Genomic DNA, 18,439 nt, shown 5'->3' with positions numbered 1-18,439 from the left:
CACAAATAATTTGATTTCATTATAGACTTTTTCAACATCCCACCATTCTCTAACGAATTTCATATTTTCAATCCCTGACTCAATATATTCATCTAGGATAGAATCATAGTGGCGATAGATGGAACTTCAGTAACAAGAAGTGGTTTTAAGGTATCCCATATCAATTTGTCGTACATAGGTGCTGCTCCTTTTAAGCAATTCTATGATCTCTGCAGATTCAGGATGATGAGACAAGGATAATATGCAATAAAGTAACGAAGTAGAACTTTATGGAGTTAGTTTTGAGAAAAACGAAAATCCTGGCTCAAACATGACTTAGATTATCAGTAGTATCCTTCAGCTCTTTCTGTTCACAATGCTGCAATGTAATATGTATCATGGGTTTAAACGTACTGACTGTTTGAGACGTGGGGATTAAATCTAATTCTGCATCCATATCAAACAACGCATAGTTGGTATACGGTTCTAACCCGGCCACATGGTGTACTCCTGAATAGACAATACCATCGTAGCCAATATGACTGCAGCAAGCTCCAATATAGTTAGGAAGCAGGTATGCAGATTTGACTCTCGTATCTGTTTCAGCATTCGATTCATTAAAGAAACCTTGAAACTTCGGATCAAATTCACCCAGGTTAAACAAGCGAAGTTCTCTTCTCAAAATCTTAAACGTGGCAATATCTATGAGCTGATCATGCGCAGGATTAATTTCATAGGGGATGGCTTCCTTTGAGTTCGTTAGATATAGAACAGGCACCCCAATGAAATTGTATCTCCCATGTGAAGATTTGCCGACAGGTGCAGTCCATAATTCTTCGAATGTGTATGCCTTAATAGAATCTACAGCTCTAGTCCTTCCACGAAACAGATCCGTCTGCCCAGTTGATAAAATATGTATATTTCCGTGATGGAAGTGTTGCTTCAGAACTTCATAGATCGCTCTACCAGTTTGATGATGATAAGCCAACATCGGATTCGTTCTGAGTATTTCTTTAAATGCCTCTAAATCCTTCAGACTAATCTCTTCTCCGTACTGTTCAGCAAAATCGGAGAATTCTTGGATGTCAAAAGTATACGTGGATTCAACCTCTTGTTTTGTATATAAATCACAATATTTAGAGAAACTCATTTTAGAGTTGGATGAGCTGACAGCTTGGCCTCTACCATAGCCGCAGGGGCACTTTAGCAGTGAAAGGAATAAAGGGGATATAGAGTCGGGAACGCCGTAGTCAGAAATGTACTCGCCCGCCTTATAATAAGAACCACCAGGATCATAGGGTATATACTCATCTTGCAACTCAATGCGGTTTTCATTTAACATATCTTCAATTTCTTTACCGTGGCAATGTTCGCATCCACCAATATCTTCGGACAACATATCCGCTATAGGAATAAGAAATTTGTCTTCAACATTAATCCTGTGATATTTCTCGTTCTCTAATACTTGATAATTACAGATTTCGCAACGCACCTCTCTGGATACAAGTGCAATACGGTTCTGTACAAAACGTTCGTAGAGTTTGATCTGCCTCCATACTTTTTCAAAGAATTTAAAAATGTCCTCTGCGCAACAACTACAGACCGTACGCTCATGTAGATCGGATAACTCATTTGGCATATTCTTCTCCTACTCTCTACCTTGTGGTAATACTCTCCTTCCTATAGTACTATAACCACCTGGGGGCGGGATACTACACTATTACATATACCTAAATGGAGTACAGGTATGAAGCAGGAGCTGGGTAAGAAAAAGTAAGGGACACAACTAGTTGCCATTATGCCCCTGAATGGATTAGATTTATTTTGCTCGTAAATGTATTACATTACTGCTAGGTGCCTTTTTGGGATTTTGCTGAGGGAAATCCATGGTTAATTGTTCGCCTTTCTTAGCAGAAACCATAAAATCCTGAGCGTCAGGTCTCCAAAGCCCGTATTTTTCTACTACAAGCTTAAATTCCTCTAGATCATGGCTACATAGTCTGAAGACTGGTCGTCCATCATTAGAAGAATTTCTGGGGGCTCTATTTTTATCTACCGATGCTTCAACATGACATAGCTCATGAAAGACTAGCGCCTCTTTCTGTTGATCCGTTAGGTGTTCCCACACTTTGTTTGGTAAGATTAAGTCCATCTTAACAGATGTCTTTTTTCTCTTGTCTACAAAAGGGGATAATACTATTATAGCGGCTCTAAAAAAGCACTTTAATTCCCTATGCCTTAACGTAACCCTCATACAACCGTTCCACAAACCCATTTTGCTCGCCACCTTGTAACAAGTAACAACCGATCAATCCAAAATCATCGCTGACATATCCCGCTAACTCCGGTTCACCTGTTAAGGCCAGTGTTCGTTTAAATGCTGTCTCCCTGATCTGTCGCAACACTTCATCTTCGGCTACGACCGAGTCCCCTGCATAACGTTCGTAGGCCTGCATCCACGCATCTGCAAATGGGGGTTCATCCCTTTCATCCAGATACGCATCTACATCAAGTCCTTCAAAATTCCGTTTGTCAAGCAAGCGTCCTTCCTTCAAATCTTGCAACAACGTGTCTACATTGCTTCTGCTCATTTCGTCACTCCTTCATTTTCCTTCTTCAAATACATCTCAGGTATAACAAAACGTTTCATGTGTTTACTTGAATCTGCTATAAAATGATCTAATCCCCGTTCCTCGTATTCTTCAAGTACACATTCGAAGATACGAGCAATAATGCCACAATCCGCCAGCGCATCATGTCTGTGAATGCCTTCTGTGTTCAGATCGTAATATGCGATAAGAAAATCGGTTGAAACAACGTCCGTTACCTCTGGATGAATATATGTAAACATCGCCTTGGTATCCAGCACCTTGTTGGTAAACATGGTTAACCCGAATTCTTCACAATGACGCTCCAGCATGGGCAGATCATATTCGTATCCCGCATGAGTCACGAGCACTTGATCTCCGATAAAGCTGCAGAATCGCTCGTAAACCTCTTTAAAAAGCGGAGCCTGTGACATCGCTTGATTCGTAATACCAGTGAGTTTCTCCACCGATGCCGGAATTGGTTTGGATGCCCGAACCAGAGAAGAGAAACTGGATCCACTGGCTCCCTCGCTCCTTTTGTAGCGTACTGCACCAAACTGAGTGACACTCTCCACGGCTACATCAATACCTGTTCCTTCCAGATCAAATATGCAGTATGTTCTATCCTGTAGCAGTGTCACATTTAGCTCGTCCACCGTATATGTACCCGGCAAAAACGTGATTTTCACATCTTTCACTCCCACATTCGTGTAATCTGAAGCATCTTGTCAGCTTGATCCAAATCCATCCTGTAGATATCCGGCATCGTCGTGCCCTTCCAGAAATCGAAACCATAACTCGGATTATAATGCTGAAAAATAAGGGTCATGATATCACCATGCGTGCCAATTACGACCTTTTTCCTCCTGTGCTCGCCTAACATTTTTTCAATGGTGTTAATAGCCCTCTTCTGAGCCTGAATACCAGACTCTCCACCTGGAAAAGCAAAGGTGGCATCACGATACAGCTGCCGCTTGGCTTCATGAAAATCATCATGTTTTACGTGGGAACAAGACAGCGTACGCTCACGTAAATCTTCCTCAATGAATACAGACTTTCCGCACAAGTCAGCCAGACGCTGAATGGTGTGTACAGCCCTGAGATAAGGACTGGAGTAAAATACCTCCACGTCCTCTTTATGCAAAAGCTGAGCGACCTTGTTCGCGTCCAAATCCCCTTGCTCAGTCAGTCCACGTTCGCGCTCTTGACCTTCGATGAACCTGGATTCTGCATGTCGCACAAAATACAAGCTTGTATAAGCTTCTACGCTCATGCATCTACTCCGCCCTTCTTCTCGATCACAATCAGACAGGTGCTGTCAGGCAAGGAGACAGGTTTACCCTTCTCATCCATAAAAATAATCCGATCTGCCAAAGCTTCGGTATACCCTTCTTGCAGGAAATGACGTAGCATGATGATATCCGCTTGCTCCCCTAACGTGTCGCGTATGCATTTCTCATAGGCTTGCGGTGTGAATATACCAAACTGCTCCTGAACTTCATGCACATAGGCTTCCTCCCCCCAAGTATACGTGTACAGAAACTCCATCGCATCATTAATTGGCATAATCACCTCATCATCGGATAGACGTTCGTAACTGATCCCGCGCCCTTTAAAGTCAGTTGCATAACGTTCCAGCCAGCTTAACCCATCCGGCTCCATGAATCGAATTCGTCGTTTTTGTGACTCCGGTTCACTCATAATACCATCCCGAATAAGGATTCTTCCGCCCGGCGAGAGCACCTGAAAAGCACTTTGCAACGCAGCCGCCACCGTATCAGTATTAAATCTGCGTCCGTCACGCTCAATATACGAATACAACTCATGCAGGATAGAGGAAAAGATCACCGTATCCACTGTTCCCGGCTCCACATACTGATCCAGTTGCAGCGCATCCCCTTTCATCACATGCCAGCGATGAGACTCCCGTTGCTTCTTGCGTTCCAGCGCTTCGATTACGTTGGCCGAAATATCGATGCCGATCGCTTCAACCTCGGGCTTCTCCTGCTCAATCAAATCCAGCAACACACCGCCACCCGGGCCGATATCAAGTACACGTTTGCCCACCATATAGTCAAGGAGCACTTTTTTGTAGTCTCCCGAGCTATTCATATCCGAAAGGTACGTCTCTTCGTTGTGGAACCGATCATACGCATCCCGTCGCAGGCCAAACAGATCAAATAAAAGCAGTACCGCCTGTTCGTACAACGGAGATTTCTCTGCTTCGATGCAAAAAGCAATCAATTTTTCGGCCGCAGGCGAGAATTCAAAGGTTACAAACAACGTATCGGGCAGATCGGGATACCGCTCAATCCGATGCCCCAGATGCGGATAAGGCAACTGCTCGCCAGCGGTAATCTGTTCCCATGAATACTGCTCCAGATATTTTTCAATCATACGTTTCTTGTAAATATTCAGCTTTTTGACACCCTTATAGTCGTAATACATCGTGTTCATTAACGGTTCAAAGCTGATATGACGTATAGAGTTCAATGAAGAGTCCTTTGAATGCCCCTCTATTTCCTTCTCCCACTCTTCGCTATGAAGTGCAAGTAAAAACACCTTGACCATCTCTTCCAACGAAAAATCCCGCATGGCTGACTCCACATACCACAATGTACGTGAAGCAAGAGCAGACAGTTGTTGCTCCACAGGAAACTGTTGTTTCAGCTTGGCATACGTTTCATCCATCGCCTCACCTTGCCGGATTGAATTACTTCTTAGGCGAGATAATCGCTCCTTCACGCTCCAATCTGTATGTTCCGTTCCTGACACAATCCAGTCCACAATTTGCTCTACTTCATCCTGAACCTGCTCCCAAAGACCAGAATCAACCGCTCCAATAATACATTGGTTCAGAGCCATTAACAGAATACGAAGTTCACCACCAGTAACCCAGCCTTCAGAAATCAAAGCACGCAACGGTGTATTCTCAGCGTACGGAATTTCCCCCCGTATGTATTGCCCAATCAGTCCATGTGTTGATATTAAAATACGAATGATCTCCTGTCTCGGCGAGGCTGCCGATTCCAGTCCATTTTCTTGCTCTGTAGTATATCGATGATATAGCTGAGCCGAGCCAATATTATGTACAAACAGGTTAATGCCCTGCTGTTGCCACGTTCTGCGCTGTTCCAGTGAACCCCCTTTTGCCGTTTCCGACCAGGACAGCACCTCTTCCAGCAGTTCCCGAATCCAGAACGAAAGCTGCATTCCATCCAGCATGCGAAGTGTACGCTCGGTGTAATCCAATACCGCATTTGTCTTCTGAAGCTCGGCAATGGAGTGAATGCGCTCCAGATTAATTCGCGGCTTCTCCGCCGCGACTAACCATTGCAGCCATTGCGGCTCTTGTTGTTCTTTTTGCAAATGTTGTTGTTGGGTCTTTCCTGATTTATAACGTTGAATCACTTCCAGCGCGTGCAGCATGGATTCTCCACCCTCTTTATTTTCATGATGTTGTATGAACCGTTTCATCCAGCAAGCGCAGTCTGTCCCGCACAAACTGAAGGAGATACTCCTCTTCCGAGAAAGGCAAGCTTTCGTCCAAACGTGCCGCAGCAACAGGTAACATCCAGGCATCGATCTGCCCACGTTTGATCCCGGAAAGAGCGATGTAATGTGCTATATACTGCTCCAATATCAAATTTCGAGCTTGCTCGAATCCTTCCTGAATAGCAGGTTCCGCATCGTCTGGCAGCTTGCCGCTCTTTAATATTACCCATGTCCTGGCCACATCACCCGCAGGATCACCTGCCATGCCAGTCATCCAGTCTATGACACAATGTTGTTCTCCGTCCTTGCTTAGCATTACATTATCAGGATGATAATCACCATGGCAAATCGCCCGTTGTTCAGGCAATACGGACAAATAGTGAATCAGTCGTTCGTGTTCAAGATCGGAGAAGAGCGATACGCGCAGCATCGCGTGCTCCAGAATCTTTTTCTGAGAAGGCAATAAGTTACCCTCATCCTGTACCATGTGCACTTTATAATGAGTTGCCGCCATGATGTAGGATAGATGTTCCAGCAATTCCGGTTGCTGAATCATCAGCGATAACAATGTTGTTCCCTCAAACCGCTCAAATAGAATACCCGTACGTGTAGCATGATGCATTTGTTTCACAGCACGAGGAACGGGCAACCCCTTTTCATATACCCACTGACTCATGCGATATTCATTCTGTACCGCTTCTCCTGAGAACCCTGTCCGGTATAATTTTAAAATAAGATCATCTGCATAATGGTAAATCTCCGCCGTTCTTCCTTGTCCAATCAGCTTCATCTGCTTATCCCCCTGAGTACGTGAGATTTTTTGCTAATCAAAACTCAATGCCTCTGACTTTGGAAAAAATGATCATATCTACCCATGCATCTGTGCGATCTCGTTTTATCCTGCGCAATATTCCTTCTTGTGTGTAACCGAGCCGTTTAGCTACACTGGCACTGCGAACATTTCGGGCATCACAACGAATTTCAAGCCGATTGGCCTGCAGATGTACTATGGCAAACTGTTCGATCCCCCGCACAGCCTCTGCAACCAAACCTTCGCCCGACCGGGAGGTCCGCACCCAGTAACCAATCTCGAAAGAGCGTGCACTCCAGTCCATCCGGTGTAGACCGCTACTGCCCACAAACTCATCTGTAGCTTTATCGCGTAAGTGTAACATGAGGTCACTGCGTTCCAAAAATTGTAGTCTGGCTTTACGTACAGAAGCTTCTGACTCCTCTAATGTAGGAATGTTCTCTGCAAAAGGTAACCACGGCCGCAGCTCTTTCACACTTTCCCGAATCGCTTCATTAACATCAGCGCCATCACCCCACTGCGGTGAGCGAATCGTAAGACGTTCCGTATCAAAGCTCTCCGGAAATTCAAGCATCACGGGATCAACCGCACCATAATCTGTCATAAATCTATTCCTCCACCTGAAAGATCGAATCAATAATTAGCGGTAGCTGATCTCTGACAGAAACGGCCCCAAGAACAGACCGGGCGTGCATTCCCTGTTCTTCTCCAAAAACGTCAAGCATCAGATCCGAGAACCCATTCAGTACCTTATGATGTTCCTGATAGGAAGCCGAAGCGTTGATGAAGCCCTGCACTTTAACTACCCTTTTAACTCGATCAAGCGAACCTAGCACATCCCGAACAACTGCGAGCACCTCAAGTCCTGCATTCCGGGCAAAATCATATCCCTGTTCTGTCGTAAATTCCACGCCAAGCTTGCCGCGTTCATCCGTAGCCGGTCCTTTTCCTGATACATACATCATGCCATTTACAATGACAGCATTCGCATATTTCCCCGCAGGAGAACTGGATTGCGGTAGCGTGATTCCTAGTTCCTGTAGTCTGGCTTCGATTATGTTCATCATCAGGCTCCTTCTCTATTTTAGTCATGCATTCGTTGAATTCTTTCCCTACCTCACTATAGTTAACTCATCAGTTTATTGTTGTTTATGTTTTTTTAATTCCATCCCGTCCATTGTACTCCTGCCTGTAAGTTCTTGGCGACATCTGAACCGAGCGTTTGAACATCTTTCCAAAATGCGAAAAATTGCCGAATCCCGCCAGCAAAGCAATATCGGTCACCGACTCTTCACTCTCACGCAGTAATCGCTGGGCCTCCTTCACTCGCAGTAAATTCAGATAATCGCTAAATGTAAAACCCGTCGTTTGTTTGAACAACCGGCTTAGATAATGAGGACTAATCCTAAACTTGTCTGCCACCTCCGGCAGTGTAACCGGGTTCTGATAATTTTCATTCAGATAACGGACAACGACCTGAATCTTGGGGTGAAGGACAGGGGCCTGATCATCCGACTGTATACGTGATAGATGACGGTGACGGTACGTGTGTAGCAACAGCTCCAGCGCACGGTGACGTAGCAGCATTCCACTTCCCTCGTCGGGGTTACGTATTTCTCGGACCATTTCTGCCACAATCTCCTCTGTCACTTTGGCGACCTGAGCGGCGAATCTCACAATCGGTATGTCCCAGCGAAAGGGCTCCGTTAACCCTTCTGTGAGCTCACTCGTGACCGCCATAGCGGCAAACAGTTCAGGTTGCAGATACAGCACAATTCGTTCGTGGTCCGGCATTCCACTTTCCAGTGTTTTGTGCACCGTATTGCGGTCTACAAATACCAAGTCACCTGCTTTGACCAGATACGAACGATCTTTGATAAAATAAATGCGCTCCCCAGAAAGTAAATAATACAACTCATAATGGTCATGAAAATGATCATTAGGCATAGAGTAATATCCGATCCGGCGATCGTATTCCATATGTAATAAATCCGTTGCATCATGATAATCTGCACGAATGGCTTCGGTCATGTCACTCTCTCCTTTTTCACAATTATAGCAAAATATGCGGCGTTTGAAAGCGGTTACGCATAAAATGCGGTGAAAGAAGTGCTCCTTTGTTATAGTCTAAACCTACATTCAAGGAGGCGATATATGTGGGGAACAAAAAACGTTATGTATTAGTCGGAACCGGTGGTCGTGCTGAATTTTTCTATGGTGCTTTGACCCGGGATTTTAGCGCTACTTCCGAACTTGTCGGCTTTTGTGATATCAATCAAGTACGTATGAACTATGCGAACAAGCTATTGCGAGAAAAATATAACTATGCTGAGGTGCCTACATACCTGGCAGATCAATTTGACCAGATGATTGAGAACGAGAAGCCCGACTACGTTATCGTGACCAGCGTGGATCGAACTCACCATAAATACATCATTCGAGCAATGGAACTCGGCTGTGACGTGGTTACGGAGAAACCGATGACTATAAATGAAGAGAAATGTCAGGACATTCTGGATGCAGTAAAACGTACCGGACAGAATGTACGCGTGACATTCAACTATCGTTATGCACCGCATCACACGAAAATACGCGAGCTTATTCTGAACGATACTATCGGCAAAGTGACTTCTGTGCATTTTGAATGGCTACTGAATACACGTCACGGTGCGGACTATTTCCGCCGCTGGCACCGGGATAAGCGCAATAGTGGAGGTCTGCTTGTTCACAAATCGACGCATCACTTCGATCTCGTCAACTTCTGGATTGGCTCACAGCCAGATACTGTCTTTGCGTTTGGAGATTTGATGTTCTACGGCAGAGAAAATGCCGAGGATCGCGGGGTTACCCAATTCTACAACCGTGCTACAGGTAATCCGCTCGCACAGGATGATCCATTTGCACTGCATCTGGATTCTGATGATCACCTGAAATCGATGTATCTGGATGCCGAGACTGAAGATGGCTACCAGCGTGATCAGAGTGTATTTGGTGAAGGAATCAACATTGAAGATACGATGGGTGTTCTTGTCCAATATCGGAACAAGGCAATCTTGACGTACTCCCTTGTTGCTTATCAGCCGTGGGAAGGTTACCGCATTGCAATTAACGGTACTAAAGGCCGTATCGAAATGAGCATTATCGAACAATCCTACGTCAATTCCCTGGGTGACAAAAGCAAGGAAGGCGCTTTGATTGGCAAAACACTCCGTGTACTTCCGATGTTCGGCTCACCTTATGACGTTGAAGTCGAGGAAAAGGAAGGCGGCCATGGCGGAGGCGACCCTGTACTGCTCAACGATCTGTTCGGCGCACCGTCAGAAGATCCGTTCCATCGTGCAGCCAATCATGTGGATGGAGCCCGTTCGATTTTAACAGGCATTGCAGCCAATCGTGCGATTGCAACAGGCCTTCCCGTTAAAGTGGATACTCTGGTGCAATTCTAATAAATTGCACGGATAAAGGCATCGGATTAGAGACCTTGTATCTCTAATCCGATGCCTTTTCTGATTTTCGTTTCATTGCACATTCTATTTCACATCCCATAGTACATCTCACGTACGTTGCACCCCGCCATCAACATGGGCTGTCAAGTATTCACCTTCCTCCTTGCTCCGTTCATATACTAGGTATAAATGATGAACGGAGGATAAATTATGAGCTGGCAACATCTTCGTACAGGCAAAACACTCCAGCAACGGTTGGCCCAATTCCAGGGACATCTTGCTGAGCTTAACGCCCCGCGTTCCGGTCTGGAGCCTGGACGCATCCGTCGGGTATTCCCTCGTAATTTTGTCAAAATCAATCATCAATTATTTATTCCGCTTAGCCTGAATTCCATTCGTGTGTTCAACGTTCCACGCACACAGCGAGGGATTCGGGTTGGCATTCGTACAACATTTCCTTCCCGCAATGCATTCCGAAATATTAGACTGGTTGGCGTTGGACTCAATTATATTGAGGTACAAGGCAAAGGTAGAGTTCCTTCACGTATTCTGTTTCCGCTTTCCAGCGTGGAGTCCATCTATCGCCCTCGCAAGCGAACCTTGAAGCGGAAACGTGCTTGTATCCGTCGTAGATAGATCAGATCGAGTTGAAAGAACTGCTCAAGTTAGATAACTAATCAACAAGCCCATGAGAAAAAAACGGTGAGAATCGGTTGTCTCCGCTTCTCACCGCGAGGCTAGATGCGCACATTGCTACGCATGCTTGCTGTATTTATTCAAATCTTAGAACGCGTTCGCTCCATCCAATCAAATGCCTGTCCAGACATCCTTGGCATAACGACCTTGCTCTTGAAGCTGATTAAGCCAGGCTTCTGCCTCTTCTACCGTCTTACCTTGAGTATCTGCATAAGCCTGTTTTAGCGTTGTTTCCACATCAGGAGCCATTTTACTGCCATCTCCGCAGATGTATAGATGCGCCCCGTTTACCAGCAAAGGAATTAACAGATGTGCATCCTCTTTCATCCGATGTTGCACATAACATTTCTCTTCCCCTTGAATCCTGGAGAAAGCTGTATGAAGCTGTACAAGCCCCTCCTGCTCTGCAGTTTCCAGCTCGTTTTTGTACAAATAATCATGCTCCGGATTGCGGCAGCCAAAATACAGATGCGCTTCACCAACTGGCTCGCCTCGTTCCTTCATCACATGTCTCGCTTGCAAGAAACCACGGAATGGAGCTACCCCTGTTCCCGGACCTACCATAATGATCGGCACGTCTGCTCTTTCAGGCAATTGGAAGCCGGATTCCGGTGTACGGACAAACATCACAACCTCGTCACCAGGCTTCAGATCAGCTAGATAATTGGAAGCAATGCCTTTATATATCCCTTTTCCACTCCAGGCAGATGCCTTTACGACACTTACCGTTATGCTCGCTTGCGCTACTTGTACCCGTGGTGAGCTGGATATGGAATAGTATCTGGCCTTCAACGAAGGCAATAATGCAAGAAAACGTTCAAATGGCAATTCACATGCTTCATATTTCTCCAGATAGTCCAGCATGGTTATCCGTTTGCCACGAACTTCCTTCATATATGATGTCTCATCCAAGAGCGCTTCAAGTTCCTTCTTGTGTGGAGGGCAGACCGTATATGCAGCAAGTTCCCTTAATTGCGCACGTGTTGCGGCCTCTTGCAATTCCACACTGTGGCTGAGCAGATCGTACAAGTTCACTGGCCGTTGCAATGGCAGATGCGCCGCGCTTCTCCCCGATGCATCCAGTACCAGATGCTCTGTTCCGGTGAAACCGTAACGACGCAGCACACGCTCCACAAGCTCTGGTGGATTTTGCGGCAGAACGCCAAGATGGTCACCTTCCTTATAAGTGATGCCCTCCGGCAGCTTAATCTCCAGATGTCTCGTGCTTCGCTCGCTCCCTTCATCATGAAGCTCCCGATTCTCCAGCACGGTTGCAACATGAGCTTCATAGGTTTCAACCAGCGGAGTAACCGCTCTGCCACTAACAAATTGTACCGACAGGGAGCTGTGTTCACTTTTTGATCCCGTATTCAGATTCAGTTCCAGCGTTCGTGCAAGATCAGGCCATAACTGTTCCGTCCAATCCTCGACCTGCTTCTCGAAATCCCCGCTGGCATCTGACTCTCCCAGAGAGGATAAACGCTTGGCTCCCCGTGAGGAGAGCTGTTCATCAATCAAACGTGGAATTCGCTGATACGTGCTAGCCCAGTTGTGATCACCGCACCCAAGAACCGTATATTTTACGCCCTCGAATTCCTTCTGATCTGCATGCTGAATCCACTCTACAAACGTTCTGGCATTGCTTGGCGGCTGACCATTATACGATGCGCTGACAATGATGACAGCTCCTTCTTTAGGCAGCCTACCGACGCGATCATCCAGCGCAGCCACTTCACTGCGGAAACCTTGGTGTATCGCGGTATCCGCTATTTCGCGAGCGATCCCTTCAGCCGTCCCGAGATTCGAACCGTAGAGTACAAGCAAGGGAGTATCGTGTGCTTCTACAGCACCTTGTTCATCCTTTTTCACTGTGTTAGCAGGCTCTTGTATAGCCACACCAGGTACAGCCATCACAGGCTGACCTCCACGCGAACGTACACGAATGATGAATTGATCGGGTTTAAGTGTCAATGTCTCTTTGACTTTTAACTGATAATTCATATGATCGATGAAGTCAAAATGTTTCAGGACCATGCCCAGCACAAGCGTCGCTTCCTGAAGCGCAAACTGCTGACCAATACATGCGCGTTGACCGTTGCCAAACGGCTTATACGCGTTATGCGGTACTTTGCTTGGGTCTTCGAAACGTTCAGGGCGAAACTCCTCTACATCATCCCCCCATGCCTCACGGTCACGGTGCAACTTGGGAATGAGCACACTGACACTGTCCCCTTTTTGAAGCGGGTATTGTCCGCCGAGCATTGTATCTTCTTTTGCATATAACGAAAATGCTGGCGCGGTTGGCCACAATCGAAGTGCTTCACTCAGTACCATACGTATATATTTCAATTGACGAACTTGATTGTACGTTGGCACCGGGTCTTTCAGAATCGCATCTGCTTCCGCCTGGGCTTTCGCGAGCTTATCCGGGTTTTTCATCAGGTAGTACACGGCAAACGATAACAAACCACTCGTCGTTTCATGCCCTGCAATTAGAAATGTAATAATCTGATACCGGATATTTTCATCATCCAGCGTTTCGCCTGTCTCCGGGTCCTTGCCGCTAAGCATGTGAGAGAGCAGATCATCTGCCCCTTCCTGAGGCTGCGCTTTACGCTCTGCAATGATGTGATCCACTAGCGAGAACATGGAACGGATATCCTGTTCGAATTGTTTCTTTTTACTGATCATCAATTTATCCTGCAAACGCAGACGTTGCAACGAACTCATGGATTCATCCAATGCACGTACCATGCTTGTAATGAATGGATGTGGCTCTTCGCGGTAGAAGCTGTTAAAGCGATAGTTAAACCCACATAAACCAATGGTGTCTAACGTCAAACGAGTCATATCATCCGGCACATTCACCGTTTCATCGGGATTAAGTCTGGACCACTTCTGCACAAGTTGCACGGCAAGATCCACCATTTTGTTATGATAGCCCTGCATCGCACGTTGACTAAAACTTGGAAGCAACACATTATGTGCCTTTTTCCAGTTCGGCTCGTCCGTCCAGCTGGTAAAGAGTCCATCCCCGGCAAAAGCACGTACCTTCGCAAGCGGGGCCCATACTCTTTTATCAAATTTGGACTCATCCGTCACTTCGGCTACATATTTCTCACTTGAAATATAAAGCTCACTTCGTCCAGGGTAATCCATGCGAAAAATAGGCCCATACTCGCCTGCCAGCTTAACCAAGGACTGGGTCGGCTCATCAAAATTCAACTGCGGCAGATTGCCCAGTGGACCGTACGTTTTGGGCTGAGGCACTGAAATAGATGACATAGCTCTCACTCCTTCTTTCTCTCCAAATGTAAATAATGAGTCCTGAAGCATAGTGCGTTGAATCAGATTTCAGTTGAATCCATCTTTTATTCACGTGTGTGTAGTGTGTAATATGTCATACCCAAAACCAACTGACCAGAATCGTAATTCGGTCAATTTCGAGTAAAAAAAATGGGCATTTCTCTATGTCTATCTTTACCATATCATTTCCAGTTACAATCTTCAACTGCCCTAAAGTCTCAGTTTCTCTTTCGGCATCCTCACTTCCAAAAAAAACAAAAACTGTCCTCAGCAGAAAATCTACCTTAAGGACAGTTCTATGTTTACAATTGCTCTACGTTTCAGGCGGGCTAGAGATCAGCTGGCTAACCGACAATTAAACCATACACAATCCCTGGGCCATGAACTCCGATGGTTAAATCATTTTCGATATCGGATGATCGGCTGGGACCCGAAATAAAATGAATGCCTGCTGGTAGCTGCGCTCTTCCTGCTTCGTCAAAACGGTTCAGTGTCTCTCCAAGCCTTGTATGCAGCCGTTCAAGCGGAATAATCAGAATCAGCACGGTCGGCAGTAGGCTGACTGAACGTCCTTTCTCCGGGGAAGAGAGGACAGTGACTGAGCCAGTGTACGCTGTGGCGTAATCCGCCATGACTACACCGATATCCGCTTCGGCTGCTCGGGCTCGCCAGTCTACGTCCGGAGCACTGTTCCAAACGGATACTTGTACATTGGGAAGCTGTTCCTCCAGTCCCAGATCCGTAAGAGCTTGCTCATTCTGGCGAATTAGATATTTAGCGCTTAATTCATGTGCTTTATTGCCTATAAACCCTGCTACTTCTTCCATATTTGACATTCGGGCAATATGAGCACCGACGCTAACAAAGTTATCCGTAAACGCCTGTATTCGCTGTTCCTCATCCCATTCCAGTTCATTCCAGAAGTCCGGGGAACCTCGAAAAGCATGGATCGGTGCATGAAGCTGTCTAGGTCTTTTCAACTTGGTGGCGATATCGTCCATGAACTTCTCCTGTCTACGCCTTGACTTTTCCTCCATGGATGCAAGCCATTGCTGATGTTCACTTCCCATGCTTCGAACCTCCCTCCCCGCGATCACGCACAATCTGTTGCATACGCTCTCGTACAGATGTATCCATAGCAGTATGTTGCTGCTGATTCAACTCTTGATCCAGACTGTTCCACTGTTGTCGGAAGGACTTTTTCGCGAGACTGGGGGCTACTCTATACGTATTCCAGCCTTTAAGCGGGCCAAGCTTCAGTGAAATACCATTATTGCGCACAACTGCTTTTTGTCCGATCTGTCCGAGCCGAATAGCAAGAGCGAAACGTTTGGAGTTTGCCGCAACCGCCGCAAAGCCCTTCATGCCCATCGTTTCCAGCTTATTTCCATGTCCGTCTTCCACCTTACGTCTCCGTAAATATACAAGCATGTCATGCAGTGGAATCTTAACGGGACAAGCTTCATAACAAGCACCGCACAGACTTGAGGCGCTCGCAATATCGTTCCACTCCTCAATGTTACCGTTTAATGCAGGAGTCAGCACCGCCCCAATCGGTCCACTGTAGGTTCCACCGTAAGCATGACCGCCAATGTGCCGATATACCGGACAAGCGTTAAGGCATGCCCCGCAGCGAATACAGTTAAGTAGTTCCTGGAACTCGGGATCTCCGAGTTGTAAAGATCGTCCATTATCTACGATAATGATATGCATCTCATCCGGACCATCTGCATCTGCCGAGCGACGAGGACCTGTAATGCCTGACATGTACATCGTGAGCTTTTGTCCAGTGGCAGAGCGTGGCAGCAAGGTTGCCATGACTTCAAGATCTGCCCATGACGGAATAATGCGCTCCATGCCCATAAGTGTAATCTGTGTTTTTGGCACGGTAGATACCATACGGGCATTGCCTTCATTTTCAAATAAAACCATCGAACCGGTCTCCGCAATCGCAAAATTGCAACCTGTCAGACCAATATCAGCCTCCAAAAATTTCTCGCGCAGCTTTTTGCGGACGAATCCGGCAAGGACCGTCGTATCTGGTTCCAGTACCTCTCCGGCTTCCTTGGATAATAACTCCGCAATTTGATATCTGTTTTTGTGAATGGCCGGTATAACGATGTGGGACGGCGCTTCACCCGCCAGCTGTATAATGTATTCGCCAAGATCGGTTTCAATGGCTTCTATGCCTGCAGATTCTAGCACATGGTTCAGATGTACTTCCTCGGACACCATGGATTTGGATTTCACCACACTTGTAGCTTGCTTGTGGGCGGCAATATCAAGGGCAATGGAAGCCGCTTCCGCTGAAGTATCTGCAAAATGAATATGCACTCCGTTCGCACGGGCGTTGTTCACGAACTCATTCAAGTAATAATCGAGATGTGCGATTGTATGCAACCGAATCTGGCGTCCACGCTCCCGCCATTCTTCCCAGTTGCCGTGCTCTTCCGACGCAGCTTTCTTGCCATTACGCAAACGTTCTGTTGTGAACTTGACCGCTTTACGGAGAAAATCATCATTCAGTGCCAGACCCGCACGGGATTTGACCGTTTCATCCATAACACCAGGTTGGCTCATCGTGTCTGCACCCCCTCATATAAAAGTTCAGCCAGATGCATCACTCGCACAGGTTCATTTCGGTGCCGCAGATTGCCCGCAATATTCATCAGACAAGCCATGTCTAGCCCAACGAGAACTTCGGCTTGTGTTTCTTTCACATGATCCACCTTCTCGGTCACCATCGCCCCTGAAATATCCGACATTTTAATCGCAAACGTACCTCCGAATCCGCAGCAATCCTCTGCATGAGGTAATGGAACCAGTTCAAGCCCTTTCACGTTGGACAGCAAGGCTAGCGGTTCGTCCTTCACCCCAAGCAGACGACTGCCATGGCAGGACGGATGGTAGGTAACTTTATGCGGAAAATGCGCGCCCAGATCTGTTATACCTAACACCTGTACTAGAAATTGTGTGAACTCGTAAGCCTTGGCCTCAAGGCGCTTCGCTTTATCCAGCCATTCCGGCTTATCTACAAACAGCTCCGGATAATGATGAATCATATATGTGCATGAACCTGACGGACAGACCACAAAATCACTGTCATCAAACGCTTCTAATATCGTCTTGGCAGCTACCCGGGTCTCATCCCAATATCCACTGTTATACGAGGGCTGACCACAACAGGTCTGCACCTGCGGAAATTCCAGCCGAATGCCATGTGCGGCCAGTAATCGAACCATTGCCTCTCCCACTCGGGGGTATATGGCATCACTGAGACAGGTTATAAACAAGGAGACTTTCATCATTACACACTCCAATAAACAAATTATTTCATGTCAACGCCTGGTTATCGTTACACTGTGCGAATCAGCAATTGGTAGTTACTGCACAAGGAAATCTGCTCTTCGGTCAAAGATTGATCCGTAATAATCGTGTGCACCTCATCCAGTCCGGTCACACGAGCGAAAGCCCTCAGGCCAAACTTGCTCGCATCAGCCAGCAGGATCACCTGATCTGCAATGCCTACCATCTTCTGTTTTAATCTGGCTTGAAGCTCATTGGATTCGCTGATGCTACCGCTTTCAAGATACACGCCCTTGCAGGATAAAAAAAGTTTGTTCACATGATACGTTTCGAGAGAACGCTCTGCGAGTGGTCCAACAAAGGATAATGAGCGAGCAGCCAGCTGCCCTCCAGTAGAAATCACCTCGATGTTGTCCCGACTGCTGAGTTCGGTGGCAACTTGAATCGAGTTGGTCAGCACCGTTAATGGCATATCCGGCATGTTCGCCGCCATATAACCTGCTGTTGTACTGGCATCCAGCAAAATGCGATCTCCCGCCACGATTAGCGCCAATGCCGCATCAGCAATCCGTTTCTTCTCCATTGCATGTGTCGTTTCCCGTATTCGGTAAGGAATCTCTGGCTGATCCTCCTTGACACTCACCGCTCCGCCGTGTGATCGGCGCAGCCGACCAGCCTCTTCTAACCGATCTAGATCACGGCGAATCGTCTCCTCGGTTACCCGGCAACGTTCACTAAGCTCAGATACTCGCATGCTGCCCTTAATATTGACTAGTTCTACAATCCGGTCATATCGTTCTGCCGCGAGCATG

At 46.6% G+C, this 18,439-nt stretch carries 17 protein-coding genes; 2 read left to right on the top strand and 15 right to left on the bottom strand.

The window, feature by feature from the left end; translation table 11 throughout:
* Window positions 1-304 precede the first annotated feature (304 nt).
* From ACT89M_RS12515 to ACT89M_RS12470, 10 genes are all read right to left on the bottom strand, one after another.
* Complete coding sequence (locus ACT89M_RS12515) at window positions 305-1,618, bottom strand: RES family NAD+ phosphorylase (RefSeq protein WP_308721926.1); 1,314 nt, start codon at window positions 1,616-1,618, stop codon at window positions 305-307.
* 180 nt (window positions 1,619-1,798) lie between these two features.
* A complete protein-coding gene (locus ACT89M_RS12510; protein WP_251503213.1) occupies window positions 1,799-2,254 on the bottom strand; it encodes a putative metallopeptidase in 456 nt (151 codons plus the stop codon).
* The gene (locus ACT89M_RS12505) at window positions 2,211-2,570 is read right to left on the bottom strand and encodes a hypothetical protein (RefSeq protein WP_154886213.1); all 360 of its coding nucleotides are present in this window, start codon (window positions 2,568-2,570) and stop codon (window positions 2,211-2,213) included. The genes ACT89M_RS12510 and ACT89M_RS12505 overlap by 44 nt, the downstream gene beginning before the upstream one ends.
* Window positions 2,567-3,256: a 3'-5' exonuclease gene (locus tag ACT89M_RS12500; protein WP_186809539.1), complete on the bottom strand. Its 690-nt coding sequence runs from the start codon at window positions 3,254-3,256 to the stop codon at window positions 2,567-2,569. Before ACT89M_RS12500 ends, ACT89M_RS12505 begins: the two co-directional genes overlap by 4 nt.
* Before the next feature lie 5 nt (window positions 3,257-3,261).
* Window positions 3,262-3,840, bottom strand: a complete 579-nt coding sequence (locus tag ACT89M_RS12495; RefSeq protein ID WP_487345248.1) for a histidine phosphatase family protein — start codon at window positions 3,838-3,840, stop codon at window positions 3,262-3,264.
* The gene (locus tag ACT89M_RS12490; RefSeq protein WP_487345247.1) at window positions 3,837-5,996 is read right to left on the bottom strand and encodes a class I SAM-dependent methyltransferase; all 2,160 of its coding nucleotides are present in this window, start codon (window positions 5,994-5,996) and stop codon (window positions 3,837-3,839) included. Before ACT89M_RS12490 ends, ACT89M_RS12495 begins: the two co-directional genes overlap by 4 nt.
* A 22-nt stretch (window positions 5,997-6,018) precedes the next feature.
* Window positions 6,019-6,852 (bottom strand): phosphotransferase family protein, encoded by an 834-nt coding sequence (locus ACT89M_RS12485; RefSeq protein ID WP_487345246.1) that lies wholly within the window; start codon window positions 6,850-6,852, stop codon window positions 6,019-6,021.
* 37 nt (window positions 6,853-6,889) lie between these two features.
* Complete coding sequence (locus tag ACT89M_RS12480; RefSeq protein ID WP_154886217.1) at window positions 6,890-7,477, bottom strand: GNAT family N-acetyltransferase; 588 nt, start codon at window positions 7,475-7,477, stop codon at window positions 6,890-6,892.
* A 4-nt stretch (window positions 7,478-7,481) separates the two neighbouring features.
* Window positions 7,482-7,940, bottom strand: a complete 459-nt coding sequence (locus ACT89M_RS12475; RefSeq protein ID WP_154886218.1) for a RidA family protein — start codon at window positions 7,938-7,940, stop codon at window positions 7,482-7,484.
* Between the two features lie 82 nt (window positions 7,941-8,022).
* Entirely contained in the window at window positions 8,023-8,904 is an 882-nt protein-coding gene (locus ACT89M_RS12470) for an AraC family transcriptional regulator (protein WP_154886219.1), read from the bottom strand.
* 125 nt (window positions 8,905-9,029) lie between these two features.
* Here ACT89M_RS12470 and ACT89M_RS12465 point away from each other — a divergent pair, with 125 nt between their 5' ends.
* On the top strand, window positions 9,030-10,319 hold the full coding sequence (locus ACT89M_RS12465; RefSeq protein WP_090920758.1) for a Gfo/Idh/MocA family oxidoreductase: 1,290 nt from the start codon (window positions 9,030-9,032) through the stop codon (window positions 10,317-10,319).
* 210 nt (window positions 10,320-10,529) lie between these two features.
* On the top strand, window positions 10,530-10,955 hold the full coding sequence (locus ACT89M_RS12460; RefSeq protein ID WP_154886221.1) for a hypothetical protein: 426 nt from the start codon (window positions 10,530-10,532) through the stop codon (window positions 10,953-10,955).
* A 171-nt stretch (window positions 10,956-11,126) separates the two neighbouring features.
* Here the strand turns inward: ACT89M_RS12460 and ACT89M_RS12455 are convergent, their stop codons facing one another.
* The 5 genes from ACT89M_RS12455 to ACT89M_RS12435 form a co-directional block, all read right to left on the bottom strand.
* On the bottom strand, window positions 11,127-14,300 hold the full coding sequence (locus tag ACT89M_RS12455; protein WP_154886222.1) for a bifunctional cytochrome P450/NADPH--P450 reductase: 3,174 nt from the start codon (window positions 14,298-14,300) through the stop codon (window positions 11,127-11,129).
* 365 nt (window positions 14,301-14,665) lie between these two features.
* Window positions 14,666-15,391, bottom strand: a complete 726-nt coding sequence (locus ACT89M_RS12450) for a LutC/YkgG family protein (RefSeq protein ID WP_154886223.1) — start codon at window positions 15,389-15,391, stop codon at window positions 14,666-14,668.
* Entirely contained in the window at window positions 15,381-16,901 is a 1,521-nt protein-coding gene (locus tag ACT89M_RS12445) for a LutB/LldF family L-lactate oxidation iron-sulfur protein (RefSeq protein ID WP_154958825.1), read from the bottom strand. Before ACT89M_RS12445 ends, ACT89M_RS12450 begins: the two co-directional genes overlap by 11 nt.
* Window positions 16,898-17,626: a (Fe-S)-binding protein gene (locus tag ACT89M_RS12440; protein ID WP_308722024.1), complete on the bottom strand. Its 729-nt coding sequence runs from the start codon at window positions 17,624-17,626 to the stop codon at window positions 16,898-16,900. Before ACT89M_RS12440 ends, ACT89M_RS12445 begins: the two co-directional genes overlap by 4 nt.
* A gap of 50 nt (window positions 17,627-17,676) precedes the next feature.
* Window positions 17,677-18,438: a DeoR/GlpR family DNA-binding transcription regulator gene (locus tag ACT89M_RS12435; RefSeq protein WP_487345245.1), complete on the bottom strand. Its 762-nt coding sequence runs from the start codon at window positions 18,436-18,438 to the stop codon at window positions 17,677-17,679.
* Window position 18,439 lies beyond the last annotated feature (1 nt).

The organism is Paenibacillus sp. NN59 (assembly GCF_057597225.1).
This window is presented reverse-complemented; position numbering and strand designations above follow the sequence as displayed.

Coding starts and splice junctions, on each gene's coding strand:
- ACT89M_RS12440 (WP_308722024.1), bottom strand. CDS start 17,626: ATGAAAGTCTCCTTGTTTATAACCTGTCTCAGTGATGCCATATACCCC.
- ACT89M_RS12435 (WP_487345245.1), bottom strand. CDS start 18,438: ATGCTCGCGGCAGAACGATATGACCGGATTGTAGAACTAGTCAATATT.
- ACT89M_RS12475 (WP_154886218.1), bottom strand. CDS start 7,940: ATGATGAACATAATCGAAGCCAGACTACAGGAACTAGGAATCACGCTA.
- ACT89M_RS12480 (WP_154886217.1), bottom strand. CDS start 7,477: ATGACAGATTATGGTGCGGTTGATCCCGTGATGCTTGAATTTCCGGAG.
- ACT89M_RS12485 (WP_487345246.1), bottom strand. CDS start 6,852: ATGAAGCTGATTGGACAAGGAAGAACGGCGGAGATTTACCATTATGCA.
- ACT89M_RS12495 (WP_487345248.1), bottom strand. CDS start 3,840: ATGAGCGTAGAAGCTTATACAAGCTTGTATTTTGTGCGACATGCAGAA.
- ACT89M_RS12470 (WP_154886219.1), bottom strand. CDS start 8,904: ATGACCGAAGCCATTCGTGCAGATTATCATGATGCAACGGATTTATTA.
- ACT89M_RS12450 (WP_154886223.1), bottom strand. CDS start 15,391: ATGGGAAGTGAACATCAGCAATGGCTTGCATCCATGGAGGAAAAGTCA.
- ACT89M_RS12505 (WP_154886213.1), bottom strand. CDS start 2,570: ATGAGCAGAAGCAATGTAGACACGTTGTTGCAAGATTTGAAGGAAGGA.
- ACT89M_RS12490 (WP_487345247.1), bottom strand. CDS start 5,996: ATGCTGCACGCGCTGGAAGTGATTCAACGTTATAAATCAGGAAAGACC.
- ACT89M_RS12510 (WP_251503213.1), bottom strand. CDS start 2,254: ATGGGTTTGTGGAACGGTTGTATGAGGGTTACGTTAAGGCATAGGGAA.
- ACT89M_RS12460 (WP_154886221.1), top strand. CDS start 10,530: ATGAGCTGGCAACATCTTCGTACAGGCAAAACACTCCAGCAACGGTTG.
- ACT89M_RS12445 (WP_154958825.1), bottom strand. CDS start 16,901: ATGAGCCAACCTGGTGTTATGGATGAAACGGTCAAATCCCGTGCGGGT.
- ACT89M_RS12455 (WP_154886222.1), bottom strand. CDS start 14,300: ATGTCATCTATTTCAGTGCCTCAGCCCAAAACGTACGGTCCACTGGGC.
- ACT89M_RS12515 (WP_308721926.1), bottom strand. CDS start 1,618: ATGCCAAATGAGTTATCCGATCTACATGAGCGTACGGTCTGTAGTTGT.